The following is a 15,960-nucleotide window of genomic DNA, read 5'->3' as shown; positions in this document are numbered from 1 at the left end:
ATGCCATACTTCATAAAAAAAGCCCTCTCTTTTCAGAAAGGGCTTTCTTGTGATAAGGTTTGGTTTTTTAAAACTGTTTATTGATTTGGTAATAAGCTTCGCTCCAGCGTAGCTCGTTTTTAAATTGGTGCAGGTTAGTATCCTTGCCAATTAAAACATATTCCATGTTAGCCATTTCGGCAAAATCCTGTAATTGCTCCGAGCTTAAATTCTGGCTGTATGAGGTATGGTGTGCTCCACCGGCCAATATCCATGCTGCGCAACCGGTTTTCATATCAGGCAGTGGTTTCCATAATACACGGGCTACCGGTAATTTAGGCAGCTCGTGCTCCGGCGCAACGGCTTCAACCTCGTTCACCAATAAACGGAAACGGTTACCCATGTCGATCAATGATGCATTGAGTGCCGGGCCGCCTGCTACGTTGAACACCAAACGTACCGGATCGGCTTTACCGCCAATACCTAATGGATGGATTTCGCAGTTAGGTTTGCCGGAAGCGATTGATTCGCAGATCTCAAGCATGTGCGATCCTAATACCATGGGGTTTGATGGATTGAAGTGGTAGGTATAATCTTCCATAAAGGAGTTACCACCTTCCAGGCCTGTTCCCATAACCTTCATGGCACGTACCAGGGCAGCAGTTTTCCAGTCGCCCTCGCCACCGAAACCATAACCCTGGCCCATTAAACGCTGTGATGCAATGCCCGGTAGTTGAACCATGCCGTGCAGATCCTCAAAGGTATCAGTGTAGCCTTTGTAGTTACCATCAACCAAAAAGGCTTTTAAACCCAGTTCAATTTTTGCAGCCTCACGGAGTGAAGTATATTGATCACCACCTTTGCGTAAGGAAGGCACTACGGCATATAATTCTTCGTATTCTTTAGTCAGCTGATCAATTTCAGCGTCTGATATGGCGTTGATCACTTTAACCAGGTCGCCTACGCCATAAGTATTTACCGAGTAGCCAAAGCGTAATTCAGCTTCAACTTTATCGCCATCGGTAACTGCAACATAACGCATGTTATCGCCAAAGCGTACAAACTTGGCACCTTGCCAGTCGTTCCAACCCGCCGCAACACGTGTCCAACCACCAATTTGGCTCAATACGCTTTCATCCTGCCAGTGGCCAACAACAACCTTGCGATTTAAACGCATGCGCGACATGATAAAACCGAACTCGCGGTCGCCATGGGCGCTTTGATTCAAGTTCATAAAATCCATATCGATAGAGCTCCAAGGAATATCGCTGTTGAACTGGGTATGCAGGTGCAATAACGGTTTTTGTAATATCTTTAAACCCCTGATCCACATTTTGGCAGGAGAAAAAGTATGCATCCAGGCCACTATACCAATACAGGCTTTAGTGGTGTTGGCTTCCTGGCAAATGCTGTAAATTTCTTCGGTTGATTTTACCGTCGGTTTAAAAACAACTCTAACCGGAATTTGCGACGCCCCGTCCAACGACTTAGCTATTTGCTGCGAATGCTCGGCAACTTGCCTTAATGTTGCTTCGCCATACAAATCCTGGCTACCGGTTACAAACCAAACTTCTAATTCTTTTAAGTTGATCATTTTAGTATTAATTATTTTTCACGATTATTTTCAGGGCGCTTATTTGGCAGATATACGGTACAGGCCCGTCCCATGTTTATTGATAGCCGGTGCAAATTCGCCGGTAAATTTTCCTAAATCCTTGTTACTCCATAAGTCGCGCACTTTACAGGCGGAGTTGAAGCCGAGTTCTTTTAACTGCACGGCAATTTTAACAGGCTCATCCCCATCGGCCGGGTTAAACAGGGCCACATATTTATCGCCTGTTTTGGCATCGTCGGCTACCCAGGCAATGCCGCTTGCGTTTCTAAACAGCTCTTTGTTGTTCGAGCTGTATTTTAACACGGCTAATACTTCCTTATTGTTTAATAATGACAGAGTAAAGGCATCATTATCGGGCAGGTTACCGCCAAACATCAAAGGCGAACGAAAGATAGTCCATAGGGTCATCAAAGTATATTGCTCGTCGTGCGTAAAGGCCGTCATCCTTGGGTTACCCCTTTCTGCCCTGATGCCAATTTTACCGATAGGCAACATATCGCCATCCGGCCAGGCACCGGGTGCCCGGTACGCGTTCCATCTTGCAAAAACATCAAAATGTTCTTGCAGCATTTTCCAGTTATCCCAAAAATCATCAACGGTACGCCACATATTGGCATGTTGCTGTACATGGGGGGCGCTGGCTAAGGGAGTTTCGCCGGGTGATGTACTGAGAACGATCTTGCGTCCGGTCAGGTCAATGGCCTTGCGGATCATCTCTACTTCTGCGGTATGGTAAGGCCTTGACAGATCATCAACCTTTACAAAATCCAGCCCCCAGGAGGCATAAAGCTTAAAAAGAGAGTTATAGTATTCTTGCGCACCATCCCTGCCGGCCACAACGGTATACATATCCTTTAGCCATTTACATTGTTTATCGGTACTGTAAATATCTTTGGCGGTTGCCTTACTCCCTAAAATAGGCAGGTTGCGCTTAACAGCCTCAACAGGGATACCGCGCATAATATGAATACCAAATTTTAAGCCCTTTGAATGGATATAATCTGCCAGCGGCTTAAAACCTTTACCACCCGCAGCGGATGGAAAACGGTTTACGGCAGGCTGAAAGCGGCCATATTGGTCGAGCACATAATCCGGATCGGTTTCATTATAGCCATGCGCCTTATCGTTACCTACATACCAGCGGATATCAACAATAATATACTCCCAGCCAGAGGCTTTAAGGTTTTTGGCCATATAATCGGCATTGGCTTTAACTTCGGCCTCAACTACGGTTGGCCCAAAGCAGTCCCAGCTGTTCCAGCCCATAGGCGGGGTAGCCGCCCATGAGTGAAAATCCTTCTGCTGGGCGTTGGTTGTAGCAAAAAGCAAAAACGACAACAAGAATGTCAGCCCAACTGCATAGCGTTTTTTGCGCGCCTTGCTCGCTTTTTTAACTTTAGGCAGGCAAGAATTATTTATCCGCACACCCCGGTCAACATACCTTTCATTTTTCATTTTGGTCATTATAGGGTGAAGTTTATTGCCCGTAGTAGCTGTCAATGCCGTGTTTACGGTCGTAATGTTTATTGATCAGTGCCTGTTTAAGTCTTGGAGCTTCCGGGTTAATCTGTTCGGTCAACAGCGCCATTTGGGCTATTGCCTCTAAAACAGCGCTGTTGTGCACTGCCTTGGCTGCAGTTTTACCCCAGGTAAAAGGTGCGTGGTTACCTACCAAAACCATTTCAACTTCTTTATAATCCATGCCTTTTTCGCGCAGACACTCGATGATCTGGTGTCCGGTTTGATACTCGTAATCGCCCTGTATCATCAGGTCGCTCATGGGTGGCGCGCAAGGGATATCAACGGTATTATAATCGGCATGTGTGGTGCCAAAAATCGGAATATCGCGCTGCGATTGCGCCCATGCTGTCGCATAAGTCGAATGTGTATGTACAATGCCACCAATACTATCCCAATGCTTGTATAAAACAGCATGGGTTTTGGTATCTGATGATGGCCTCAGGCTACCTTCAACAGTAACGCCGTTAAAATCAACAATCACCATTTTTTCGGGTGACAGATCTTCGTAAGGCACGCCACTTGGTTTAATAGCAAAAACGCCTAAATCACGGTCTACCGCGCTCACGTTGCCAAAGGTAAAAATCACCAGGTTAAGCTTTGGCAATTCCATATTAGCCTTGTAGGCCTCTTCCTGTATGTGCTGATATTTGCTCATCTTATAATTGTTTTTATTTAGCCAGAGTTTGTTGTTCTATAAAGCCACCCAGTTTATTATATTGCTGATAGCGCAAATTATAAACAGCTTCTAATTGTTTTTGCGGGAAGTATTCCATATCAAAGCCACCCCCCATGGCAGCCATCGCTTCTTCCACATTAGGGTAAATACCGGCTGCTGTAGCAGCAAACATGGCGGCACCCAAAGCGCAGGTATGCTCAAACTGATGGATGCGGATAGGCATGTTTAAAATATCGGCCATCATTTGCATAATGTATGGAGACTTTTTGGCTACGCCACCGATGCCTATCAATCCTTTTACCGGCACACCTTCGCTGTTAAAGCGGTCAACTATTTTTTTGGCTCCAAAGCAAGTTGCTTCGGCTAATGCTTTAAAAACGCGTGGCGCATCGCTGCCTAAGCCCAATCCGGTTATAGCGCCTTTCAGCTCCTGGTTGGCATCGGGTGTGCGGCGGCCGTTAAACCAGTCGATAGCCAGTTCGCTGTATTCTTCAATGGGCAATAAGGCGGCCTGGCGGCTTAGCTCGGGGATAATTTTACCAGCCATTTCATCCTTCAAGGCAGCAGCCGTTTGCGCGTCAATTAATGTTGATGTAGCCAGCAAGTTTTGCAATGGCCACTCCAGCAGGTTGCGGAACCAGGCGTAAGTATCGCCAAAGGCCGATTGGCCGGCTTCTAAACCCAGCATGCCGGGGATAACCGATCCATCCACCTGTCCGCAAATCCCTTTTACCAATTTGCCCTGGATATCGGCATTAGGTACAACCAAAATATCACAGGTTGAAGTTCCCATTACCTTACTTAGGTGGTAAGGTTCTATCTGCCCGCCTACTGCACCCATGTGGGCATCAAACGCGCCAACACCTATTACTACGTCGGTTGAAAGGCCTAAACGGTCAGCCCACTCTTTGCTTAAAGTGCCGGCAACCTCGTCCGAAGTATAGGTGTTTTTAAATAATCGTGAAGTGATCCCTTTTAACAAAGGATCTAAAGAGCTAAAAAACTCATCGGGTGGCAAACCGCCAAAATCGGCCGACCAAAGCGCTTTATGCCCGGCAGAACAACGGCCGCGTTTCATATCGGCAACCTTTGTACCGCCGGTTAATAAAAACGGTATCCAATCACAATGCTCAACCCAGCTATAGCAGGCTTTTCTTACTTGTTCATCTGTACGCAAAGTACGGAGCAACTTGGCCCAAAACCATTCGGACGAATAAATTCCGCCTACATATTGCAGGTAGTTAACATCGAATTTGGTAGCGTGCTCGTTAATTTCGGCAGCTTCTTTTATACCGGTATGGTCTTTCCACAACACAAACATGGCGTGTGGGTTATTTTCAAAACCGGGTAACAAAGCCAGGGGCGTACCGCTCTCATCAACCGCAACAGGCGTTGAGCCGGTAGTATCAACCGAGATGGCTTTGATATTGGCAGCTACAGATGTGCCTGCTTTTTTTATACAATCTTTAATGGTTTGCTCTAATCCTTCAACGTAATCCAACGGATGTTGCCTGAACTGGTTTTGCGGCGCATCGCAATACATTCCTTTTTGCCAGCGCGGGTAATAAAAAACAGACGCGGCCAGTTCGCGACCATTAGCTGCATCAACTATAACAGAACGTACGGAGTCGCTACCGTAATCAACACCGATAACAAATTGGTCATTATTCATACTTGTAAAACTGGTAAAATTGGTTTTCGTGTCTAATTAACACTTAATTTTTGAGAAACTAAAATTTTTATGGAATAATTTATTTTTGTGAACTCGAATTACTGAAGAAAGTTTAGTTTACATTAATCAAAATCGACAAACAAGATCCTTAACAGATAGATAAATAAGTATTTACAAAAGATTGATTTATTAAAATCAATCAGGTTAAGTAAAGACCTTAAGAACAGTATAACCAAGAGAGGAATGGCGGCAAAGTGTAAGGCGCAATGTACCAAACAACGGTTAGCAGAAGTTGGTCAGCAGCTTGCCGAACTTGGTATAGCTGGTAACGAATTCATGGGGAAAATAACTCTAAAGCAAAATCACAACCTACACAAACTGCAAATGGTCTGGGTTGGGTATCAGGTTTAAAAACGCGTGGAAATTGGCGTTATATTTCCTCTTATCCAACACATAATAAAACGCACCTTTTTTTGAGCTTAATTTATCTTTATCGGCCTGCTTAATCAATAATCCGGTTGAGAGTATCTTGCGACTAAAGTTTCGCTTATCAAATACGCTATCGTAAATACCTTCGTATAAACTTTGCAGTTGGGGTATGGTAAATTTTTCGGGCAGCAATTCAAATAATATGGGGTGCAGGGCGGCCTTATACCTCAATCTCTTCTTCGCCATTTCAACCATCTCGTTATGGTCAAATATCAGCTCAGGTATTTTGTTCATTTCAAACCATTCGGCATGATACTCCTGGCTCAATTGCTTCTCGTATTTGTGAATATCGATGAGGGCAAAATAGGTAATACTTACTGTCCGTTCAATAGGGTCGCGGTTAACCTCGCCAAAGGCCTGTAGTTGCTCCAGGTAAACACCCTCTAAACCGGTTAGTTTTTTTAATATGTTGTTGGCCGCTAAACTCAGGCTTTCGCCAGGTTCAACAAAGCCGCCCATCAGGCTCCATTTATTTTTTTCGGGTTCTATACCACGCTGTATCAGCAGCAATTTTAATTTTTCGCCGTCAAAGCCAAAAATGATACAATCAACAGCTACCAGGATACGTGTTTGGTGAGAATATTTCATTAATTTAATTGGTGTGTAACAGCGAAATTAACAATTATTAAAAGAATAATAAACAAACCAACTTGCTAAGTTAGCCTTACAGGATATGCCTTATTAAAATTAAGAAAAAAATAAATGTAAAACAGACGTTTATTAAAATTCTTCATACCTTAGATTGATTGAAAGCGATCTGTGCAATTCAATTATAAACCAATTTACACTTATATGAAGAAAATTATCCTGCTTTTTTTTCTGCTCGCTGTGCTTATTGACCAGGGATACAGCCAAGCAACACTTGCCATTACGGCCGATGATTCTAAGTTAACCATCAGCCGCCACATTTACGGTCAGTTTGCCGAACATCTCGGGCATTGTATTTACGGTGGTTTTTGGGTTGATCCTAATTTGCCTGTGGCTAAGCAAGACAGGATCAGGCTGGACATTGTAGAAGCGCTCAAGAAAATCAAAATTCCCAATTTAAGATGGCCCGGAGGTTGCTTTGCCGACGAATATCATTGGCGCGACGGTATTGGCGTAGCCAGCCAGCGCCCTAAAATGGTTAATACCAACTGGGGCGGCGTTACAGAAGATAACAGCTTTGGCACACACGAATTTTTAGAATTGTGCGGCCTGCTAAAATGCGAGCCCTATATTACCGGCAATGTAGGCAGCGGTACGGTGGATGAAATGTCGAAATGGGTGGAATATCTTAATTTTGATGGCGAAAGCCCAACTACCTCTTTACGAAAAACAAACGGCCATCCCGCTCCCTTTAAGGTGAACTTTTGGGGCGTAGGCAACGAGAGCTGGGGTTGTGGAGGCAACATGACCGCCGAATTTTACAGCGACCAGTTTAGAAGGTATGCCTCGTTTGCTAAAGACTATCCTGGTGCGCCGCTCAAAAAAATTGCAACCGGCCCAAGCGACGGCGATTACCACTGGATGGAAACCTGCATGAAGAATATTGGTACCCGCATGTGGGGTATCTCGTTACATAATTATACCATCCCGACAGGCAGTTGGTCGAAAAAAGGCTCGGCAACGAGCTTTAGTGATGATGAGTATTTTAAAACCTTGAAAAACTGCCTCCGGATGGAAGAGTTTGTAACCAAACATTCGGCCATTATGGATAAGTACGATGCCGCCAAAAAGGTAGCCTTGGTAGTTGACGAATGGGGAATATGGACCGATCCGGAACCAGGAACCAACCCCGGATTTTTATATCAGCAAAACAGCTTGCGCGATGCCTTGATAGCGGCCACCACCTTAAACATTTTTAACAACCACTGCGACCGTGTGAAAATGGCCAACCTGGCGCAAACCGTTAATGTTTTGCAGGCCCTGATATTAACCGACAAAGAAAAAATGTTACTCACACCAACCTACCATGTATTTGATTTATACAAGGTGCATCAGGATGCTAAATACCTCCATATCCAATTAAACTCGCCAGATTTTGAAAGCAATGGAGATAAAATACCGGCTATCAATGTGTCGGCTTCCATTGATTCCAACAAAGTAATTCATATTTCGTTGGTGAACCTGGATGCTCATAAAAACATCAGCATCCGTACCGGCCTTAAGGGTTTAAACTGGAAGACGGTTACCGGGCAGATTTTAAATTCAGAAAAAATAACCGACATCAATACTTTTCAGAACCCTGATAAGTTAAAACTGGCAAGCTTTACCGGCGCTAAAAAAGCTGGCGATGACCTGCTTGCAGAACTTCCGGCGCACTCGGTTGTTGTGTTAACATTAAAATAAATTGTATCATCGTATCAGCATTAATTAAAAACCTATATCTGTATGAAAAAAAGAATAATTTTGAATCGCTTATTAGTAGGTTCACTCATCGTAAGCACAATTTTCACATCCTGTATGCAAAAAACAAAAAATGAAAGCGAAAGCCCAAAGGCGGGGATCACCAAACAAGCCTGGGATAAAGTAGACAGCCAGGCCGTTGACCTTTATACACTGACCAACAAAAATGGTGTAGAAGTAAAAATCTCAAATTATGGCGGCAAAGTAACGTCGTGGATTACGCCTGATAAAAACGGCAAAAAATCTAACATCGTTTTAGGCTTTAACCATGCCAGCAGCTACACCAAGGATGTGCCGTTTTTTGGCGCGCTAATTGGCCGCTATGGAAACCGTATTGCCAAAGGTAAATTTAAATTAAACGGAACCGAATATACTTTAGCTACTAACGATGGACCTAACCATTTGCATGGCGGCAACAAAGGTTTTGATAAAGTAATTTGGACTGCTGAACCCATTACCGATACCATTCCGGCATTAACCTTAACTTACTTAAGCAAGGATGGCGAAGAAGGTTATCCCGGTAATTTAAAGGTAACCGTTAAATATACTTTAACCGATGCCGACGAGTTGAAGATAGACTACACAGCTACGACAGATAAGGCAACTCCTTTAAATTTAACCAACCACAGCTATTTTAATTTAAGCGACGATCATACTAAAACCATATTGGATGAAACCATCCAGATCAATGCCGACCATTACACCCCCGTTGACGCTACGCTGATCCCGACAGGTAAATTAGAGCCGGTAAAAGGTACTCCGTTTGATTTTACCAAGCCTGAGAAAATAGGAGCGCGCATTAATGAAGTTCCGGGCAAACCGGTTGGCTACGACCATAACTTTGTACTAAACAACAGCGACACCACGTTACACCAGGCTGCCGTAGTTTATGATGCAAGCAGTGGCCGCCAGTTGGAAGTATTAACTACACAACCAGCCATTCAATTTTATACCGGTAACTTTTTAGATGGTAAACTAAAAACCGACGATGGCAAGCCGATCAATCAACATACTGCTTTCTGTTTAGAAACTCAGCATTACCCTGATTCACCAAACCAGCCTGCTTTCCCGAACACGATTTTAAAACCGGGCGAAACTTTTAAAAGCACCACGATTTATAAGGTGTCTGTGAAATAAGTTTGTACACGAATTTTCACGAATTAAGGCGAATTTCACGAATGGCGTATCTATATATTAGGCACGCCATTTTTTATTTGACACGAATGGGATATGTTTATTTCACATGCCATTTTTTGATTATAAATGATAGATTCGATTATCTGTAAAAAGCAGCAATGGCGTTTGAAACTTGGTGATCTTCTCTGATGCACAGGCAAAAGCGGGCAAAGGCCAGACTGCACGCCGGGCCGGGCTTGGCCTGTGGGCAGAAGGATCGGGCAGTCTTGACTTTTTTGGTTCTTTTTGTGTCAAGACAAAAAGAACAAAGCCTTTCCCGCGGCGATTGAGCGGGCCGATGTTCTAAATTAATGGCTACTGATTGTTAACGCAAAAACAAGGTTGATAATCATTACCCGTAGGCATCATTATGGTAGTGCCTGTCTGAGTACAAACAAAATAAAATGAGTTTATTTAACTTCTTCAAAAAGAGCAAAATAATTATCAATCAGCCTGAAAAGCAAAACGCCACAACCTCAAGTGACAGAAATTTGAATGTGCTTGAAAGCTTTAAATCCAAGCTTACTGAAATAGGCTACCAAGTTGAATGGCACTCTCAATATTTAGCCCTTATGGTGAATTCAGATTTAGAAATTGGCGCAACGATTGTCGACGTTCCGGGCGCACATCCCAGTTTAATACAATTGATAATATCAGCATCGCATTATAAATATTTTCCAAATGGCATTATAGAATATGTTGTAGGAATAGCTACTTCGCTTCAAGACCGCATCAATGCAGCATTAGACAACTATATCAATTCAATATTTCTGACGATAATTGATGGCTTTTCTGATAGCCACAATCCGGAGTTGGATTTTATGACGATCGGCAATGGCAATGAAATATTATGGCATCCCAAATTAGGAAATTTAATGACTCAAGGACAATGGGGTGAACTTCCGTTGAACGAAATCTTTTTTAATCTTTTAAATGATAAGATCACACACCAACTAACTCTAAATAAAATAAACTGGTTAAAAATTTATATTTCCCAAAAAGCTAATGGAGAAATTATTGGGGAATGCCTTTTTAACAATGAGCCATGGGAAGCCGCTTTAAATACCATTACCAATTATGCCAGTGGCTGGGATATGATTGGAGAATTTAAGGGCCTTAAACAATTTATCGTGTTTAGGCGATGTGATGCTTATGATTAAAATTTGATTCTAACTGTCACTTGGATAAAACATACCTATTTACAACCTCTGCCAAATCAAATGAGAATTTCTTTCTATCTTATCACCTTATAAACAAAAATGACATCCTCAAAAAACAAATTAGGTTTATGGACCAGCACCTCCCTGGTTGTTGGCAATATGATAGGCGCGGGGGTATTTTTAATGCCGGCTGCCCTGGCCTCGTTCGGTAGTGTTAGTTTATTGGGTTGGGTATTTTCGGCAATCGGTTCGTTTTTTCTGGCCAGGGTTTTCGGTAACCTCAGTGTGTTACTGCCACAAAGCACCGGCGGACCTTATGCTTACACGCAACACGGGCTGGGTAATTTTGCAGGCTTTTTAGTAGCCTGGGGATATTGGATCGCTGTGGCCTGCGCCAATGCGGCTATCACCATTTCTTTTGTAAGCGCCTTGAGCACCTTCTTCCCATTATTGGCACATAGCGCTGTAGCGGCTGTACTTACTGGCCTATGCACCATCTGGTTTTTAACGTGGATCAATACGCTCGGGGTAGTTGCTTCGGGCAATGTGCAACTCGTTATCACCATTTTAAAACTGCTTCCCTTGCTAATTATTTCTTTAGGTGGTTTGTTTTTTATCCGGGTCAAAAACTTTCATCCTTTTAACAGCAGCGGCACCACGGTATTCGGCGCTATCACTGCTACCGCCACCATGACCATGTTTTCCTTCGTGGGTATTGAGAGTGCTACCATTCCGGCCGGCAGTGTAAACAATCCGGGCAAAACCATATCCCGGGCTACCATGCTGGGCCTGCTCATCGCTACGCTTGTATACGTTTTGGGGAGCATCAGCATTATGGGCATCATTCCGGCAAAAACATTACAGCATTCGCTCACGCCCTATGCCGATGCTGCAGTCATTATGTTTGGTGCCGACGCACGCTATTGGGTAAGCGCCGGGATAGCGATAGCTGCCTTTGGCGCTTTAAACGGCTGGACGTTGATACAGGGACAAGTGCCTTTCGCTATCGCGAAGGATCAATTATTCCCTGTCTTATTTACCCGCCAGAACAAAAAGGGTGTTCCGTATGCGGGGATGCTGATCAGTAGCACCATGGTATCCGTCTTCATGACAATGAATTATACCAAAGGCCTTGTGGAGCAATTCAAGTTTCTGTTGCTCCTATCTACGCTTTCGGTTCTCATTCCTTATTTATTTTCGTCTGCATCATATATTATCATCCGTATCGAGAAAAAGCATCACAGCACTGGCGGCTGGCTATCTGCCATTACATTAGGCACTTTAGCTTTTGCCTATTCGTTATGGGCCATAGCTGGCTCGGGCCAAAATGCTGTATATTGGGGTTTTATATTATTGATGGCTGGCATTCCTTTTTATGTTTGGGTATTGTATCAGAATAAAAAGCCGGGTAAAACATCAATAGGAACAATACAAGAGTAAAACACAAAGGTTATTTTCTGAAATATTATTTTTAAATTAACATAAACAACTTACCTTTAAGCATATCATACCTTATTTGATATTGATTAAAAAATTGAAGAAGCTAACAGGCATGCTACTTTACGTTGTTTTGATGGCATCACAGGTCGTAGCTCAATCAAAACCAACTTCAAGCCCGCAGTTATCGGGTTTTAGAGAGCTATTATCCAATATTAAAGCTACATTCACATTGCCCGAAGGATTTAAGGAAACAACACCACCGAATAATGAGAAGTTACCGTTTCAGTACGGGGTTGAAAATCCGGATGCTGATTGTGAAATATGGTTCCAGGTAAATTCCGTGAAAGCGGAGTGGCAGCGGCACGAAAGGGACAAGGCCGATGCGGTCAGGCAGTTAATTAACCCCGACTCCTTATACATTAAAACCGTGGAGGATGAAGCAGCGATAATGAGCAGCGAAAATAATTACATCGCCAGAAATATACCAACTTATATATTAGACCAATACAATGCCGACGAAGGCCGCTCCTATTTACTTGCCCTTACTGATTTACCCGCTACCAAACATTATCAATACGCGCTGCTCATCGCTTTAAATAAAAAACGTACTGGCAACATCATTATGGCCTGCCTTACCAACGAAAGAGGTCCCTACTTTTTTAAAACAATCAGTAAATTAAAGCGCTGCCTAAAATTTAGCGACTGATTTTTGGGCCCTTGATTATAAATTTAACACAATGTGGATTATTATTGATGCAATACCCCACTAACACGTTTATATTTGTACTATGGCCGAAAATGTGAATTACGATAATGATAGTATCCGGTCCTTAGACTGGAAGGAACATATACGCCTTCGCCCGGGGATGTATATTGGTAAACTGGGTGATGGCTCTGCTTATGACGATGGTATTTATGTATTGCTTAAAGAAATTGTAGATAACTCTATTGATGAGTTTGTGATGGGCGCGGGCAGGAGTATTGAGATCAACATGAGCGATCAAAAAGTTTCCGTTCGCGACTATGGCCGCGGCATCCCTTTGGGTAAGGTGATTGATTGCGTATCGAAAATTAATACAGGTGGTAAATATGATAGCAAGGCATTTCAAAAGTCGGTTGGTTTAAATGGTGTGGGTACCAAGGCTGTTAACGCCCTATCCAACTCGTTTACGGTACAATCCTATCGGGACGGGCGCACCAAGATAGCCGAATTTGCCAAAGGCGAACTGGTACGGGAAGAGCCCGAGAAAGAAACTACCCAACGAAACGGGACAGCCATTAACTTTCTGCCAGATGATACCATCTTCCGCCATTACCGTTTTATCCCAGAGTTTGTGGATAATATGATATGGAACTATGTTTATCTTAACTCTGGATTAACCATCAATTTTAACGGACAGAAATTTTTTTCGGAACGTGGCCTATACGATCTGCTGGTTAAAAACACAGATTCAAATGCTTTACGTTACCCGATAATCCATTTAAAAGGCGAAGACATTGAACTGGCCTTAACGCATGGCCAGGCTTATGGCGAGGAATATTATTCGTTTGTTAATGGGCAGCACACTACACAAGGGGGTACGCACCAAGCCGCTTTCCGTGAAGCTATAGGTAAAACCATCAAAGAATTTTTTGAAAAGGATAAAAAGGATTTTGAACCTGTTGACATCAGGGCCTCTATTGTGGGAGCAATAGCCATAAAAGTTCAGGAGCCCGTTTTCGAGTCGCAAACAAAAACAAAATTAGGATCGCAAAATATCGGCCCGGAAGGACCAACCGTCCGCACCTTTATAAACGACTTTGTAAAGCGCGAATTAGACAACTTTTTACACCGTAACCCTGCCACCGCCGATGCGCTCAAAGCGCGCATTATGCAATCGGAGCGCGAACGTAAAGATATTGCGGGCATTAAAAAACTTGCCAACGAGCGGGCCAAAAAAGCATCCCTGCACAATAAAAAATTACGAGATTGTAAGATACATTTCGACGATCAGCATGAGCGCCGCCAGGATACCACTTTGTTTATTACCGAGGGTGATTCGGCAAGCGGATCGATCACCAAATCGCGCGATGTAATGACCCAGGCTGTATTTAGCTTAAAAGGTAAACCATTGAACTGCTTTGGTTTAACCAAAAAAGTAGTATACGAAAACGAAGAGTTTAACCTGTTGCAACATGCACTGAATATTGAAGATGGTATCGACGGCATACGTTATAATAATATTGTGATAGCTACCGATGCCGATGTGGACGGCATGCACATCCGGCTACTGCTCATGACCTTCTTTTTACAATTTTTCCCAGACCTGGTTAAAGCAGGGCACGTATCCATATTGCAAACCCCCTTGTTCAGGGTGCGCAATAAAAAAGAAACTATTTATTGCTATAGCGATGAGGAACGCCGCAACGCCATAGAAAAACTGGGAAACAAACCCGAGATTACCCGCTTTAAAGGTTTGGGAGAAATATCGCCGGATGAGTTTGGCTTATTTATAGGTAAAGACATTCGCCTTGATCCTGTTTATTTAAAGGATGCCAACATTAAAGGTTTGCTTGAATATTTTATGGGCAAAAACACGCCCGACAGACAACAACATATTGTGAACAACCTGCGGATCGAAAAAGACGATGCGAGTATAAACCCTACCATTGAGGAATTAGTGCCGGTACCCGTTGCTGTTTAGGTACTGCAAAATTCTTTCTCTCCAGTGCTTGATTTCACAAAATTTGCAAATCAGCAAATAAATACTTACATTGTATCCCCCTGTTTTTTAGCAGGGGGATTTTTTATATATCAATAAATTCTTCCGTATTGGCGGGAAGGCAGGTAAGGCTTATGACGAATAAAGAAATAAAGATTTCATTTGAAGAATACTCAAAAATAGATGATTTAAACAGTGTAGATAAGGCCTTGTGCCTCGAGGCTATCAAGGCCCTCGATAATTCACATTCGCCCTATTCAAAATTTAAGGTTGGCGCTGCTTTGCGGCTGCAAAGTGGTAAAATAATTTACGGTAGCAACCAGGAGAATGTGGCGTACCCTTCCGGTCTTTGCGCCGAACGTGTGGCCCTGTTCCATTGGGGGGCAAATTATCCAAACGATCCTATTATCAGTATGGCCGTTACTGCTCATACCAACGATTTCCAGATACTGGCCCCTATAACACCCTGTGGCTCATGCCTGCAGGTGCTGGCAGAGTATGAGAAGAGCCAGGCCAAAACCATCGAGGTATTGTTATATTGCCAAAACGGAGCCATCTGGAAAACAACCGGCATACAAAACTTTTTGCCATTTCTGTTTTTTGAGGAGCGTTTAAAATAAAACGAGAGCGATGGGTCTGCCATCGCTCTCGTTTTGCATACTAATGCTTAGCTTCAGTATTATTTAAAAACCGAGTAGATACTTGTTATTTTCCAGCCATCTACAGTGTTGGCCAGGGTTAAGTAGTTAATACGGGTAAACTCTTTGTATTTCATTTCAACCTTGGCAACTGTCAGGTCGGGAGCACTTTCTGATGTAGAAACAGTTGTTTCGCAATCTTGCTCGATATTTTCCGATCCCTTAAATATTTCAAGCACCTGGTCTTTATTGTAAGTCAGCATACTTTTACCACGCACCATAGTAAATTTAACATTGCTGTCCATCACTTCACTTAATCCGCTATTTTTGCCATGTGCAATAGCATTTAAATAAGTAGTAACCGCGTAGTTTACAGAAATTTTTTCTTTTGGCGGATTAATTGATTTTGCATTTGCTGCGCCGAAAGACATTAGTATAACTAAACCTAAGATAATTGTTTTTAAAGTTTTCATAGTATTTAAAGTTTTAAATTGTTGTTGTTTT

The 15,960-nt window shown here is 43.0% G+C and carries 13 protein-coding genes; 7 read left to right on the top strand and 6 right to left on the bottom strand.

Features of this window, described 5'->3' with window-relative positions:
• Positions 1 to 67 precede the first annotated feature (67 nt).
• From araA to MUCPA_RS20310, 5 genes are all read right to left on the bottom strand, one after another.
• Positions 68 to 1,573 (bottom strand): L-arabinose isomerase, encoded by a 1,506-nt coding sequence (gene araA, locus MUCPA_RS20330; protein ID WP_008508968.1) that lies wholly within the window; start codon positions 1,571 to 1,573, stop codon positions 68 to 70.
• Positions 1,574 to 1,612: 39 nt separating this feature from the next.
• Complete coding sequence (locus tag MUCPA_RS20325; protein WP_157543951.1) at positions 1,613 to 3,049, bottom strand: glycoside hydrolase family 27 protein; 1,437 nt, start codon at positions 3,047 to 3,049, stop codon at positions 1,613 to 1,615.
• A 22-nt stretch (positions 3,050 to 3,071) separates the two neighbouring features.
• Positions 3,072 to 3,770 carry an L-ribulose-5-phosphate 4-epimerase gene (locus tag MUCPA_RS20320; protein WP_008508966.1) on the bottom strand — a complete coding sequence of 233 codons (699 nt, stop codon included), beginning with the start codon at positions 3,768 to 3,770 and terminating at the stop codon, positions 3,072 to 3,074.
• Between the two features lie 13 nt (positions 3,771 to 3,783).
• Positions 3,784 to 5,463, bottom strand: a complete 1,680-nt coding sequence (locus MUCPA_RS20315) for a ribulokinase (protein WP_008508965.1) — start codon at positions 5,461 to 5,463, stop codon at positions 3,784 to 3,786.
• 369 nt (positions 5,464 to 5,832) lie between these two features.
• Positions 5,833 to 6,540, bottom strand: coding sequence for an NUDIX hydrolase (locus MUCPA_RS20310; RefSeq protein WP_008508964.1), 708 nt, complete (start codon positions 6,538 to 6,540; stop codon positions 5,833 to 5,835).
• Between the two features lie 204 nt (positions 6,541 to 6,744).
• Between MUCPA_RS20310 and MUCPA_RS20305 the strand changes: the two genes are divergently transcribed.
• The 7 genes from MUCPA_RS20305 (at position 6,745) to MUCPA_RS20275 (ending at position 15,438) form a co-directional block, all read left to right on the top strand.
• On the top strand, positions 6,745 to 8,283 hold the full coding sequence (locus MUCPA_RS20305) for an alpha-N-arabinofuranosidase (protein WP_008508963.1): 1,539 nt from the start codon (positions 6,745 to 6,747) through the stop codon (positions 8,281 to 8,283).
• A gap of 42 nt (positions 8,284 to 8,325) precedes the next feature.
• Positions 8,326 to 9,477: an aldose epimerase family protein gene (locus MUCPA_RS20300; protein ID WP_008508962.1), complete on the top strand. Its 1,152-nt coding sequence runs from the start codon at positions 8,326 to 8,328 to the stop codon at positions 9,475 to 9,477.
• A gap of 443 nt (positions 9,478 to 9,920) precedes the next feature.
• Positions 9,921 to 10,676, top strand: a complete 756-nt coding sequence (locus tag MUCPA_RS20295) for a DUF6348 family protein (RefSeq protein WP_008508961.1) — start codon at positions 9,921 to 9,923, stop codon at positions 10,674 to 10,676.
• A 99-nt stretch (positions 10,677 to 10,775) separates the two neighbouring features.
• Positions 10,776 to 12,116, top strand: coding sequence for an amino acid permease (locus MUCPA_RS20290; RefSeq protein ID WP_008508960.1), 1,341 nt, complete (start codon positions 10,776 to 10,778; stop codon positions 12,114 to 12,116).
• A gap of 94 nt (positions 12,117 to 12,210) precedes the next feature.
• Complete coding sequence (locus MUCPA_RS20285; RefSeq protein WP_157543950.1) at positions 12,211 to 12,822, top strand: hypothetical protein; 612 nt, start codon at positions 12,211 to 12,213, stop codon at positions 12,820 to 12,822.
• 82 nt (positions 12,823 to 12,904) lie between these two features.
• A complete protein-coding gene (locus tag MUCPA_RS20280) occupies positions 12,905 to 14,800 on the top strand; it encodes a DNA topoisomerase IV subunit B (protein WP_008508958.1) in 1,896 nt (631 codons plus the stop codon).
• 152 nt (positions 14,801 to 14,952) lie between these two features.
• Complete coding sequence (locus MUCPA_RS20275) at positions 14,953 to 15,438, top strand: cytidine deaminase (protein WP_008508957.1); 486 nt, start codon at positions 14,953 to 14,955, stop codon at positions 15,436 to 15,438.
• 59 nt (positions 15,439 to 15,497) lie between these two features.
• Here MUCPA_RS20275 and MUCPA_RS20270 read toward each other — a convergent pair whose 3' ends face one another.
• On the bottom strand, positions 15,498 to 15,929 hold the full coding sequence (locus MUCPA_RS20270) for a nuclear transport factor 2 family protein (protein WP_008508954.1): 432 nt from the start codon (positions 15,927 to 15,929) through the stop codon (positions 15,498 to 15,500).
• Positions 15,930 to 15,960 lie beyond the last annotated feature (31 nt).

It is taken from the genome of Mucilaginibacter paludis DSM 18603, from assembly GCF_000166195.2.
Classification (GTDB): Bacteria; Bacteroidota; Bacteroidia; order Sphingobacteriales; family Sphingobacteriaceae; genus Mucilaginibacter; species Mucilaginibacter paludis.
This window is presented reverse-complemented; position numbering and strand designations above follow the sequence as displayed.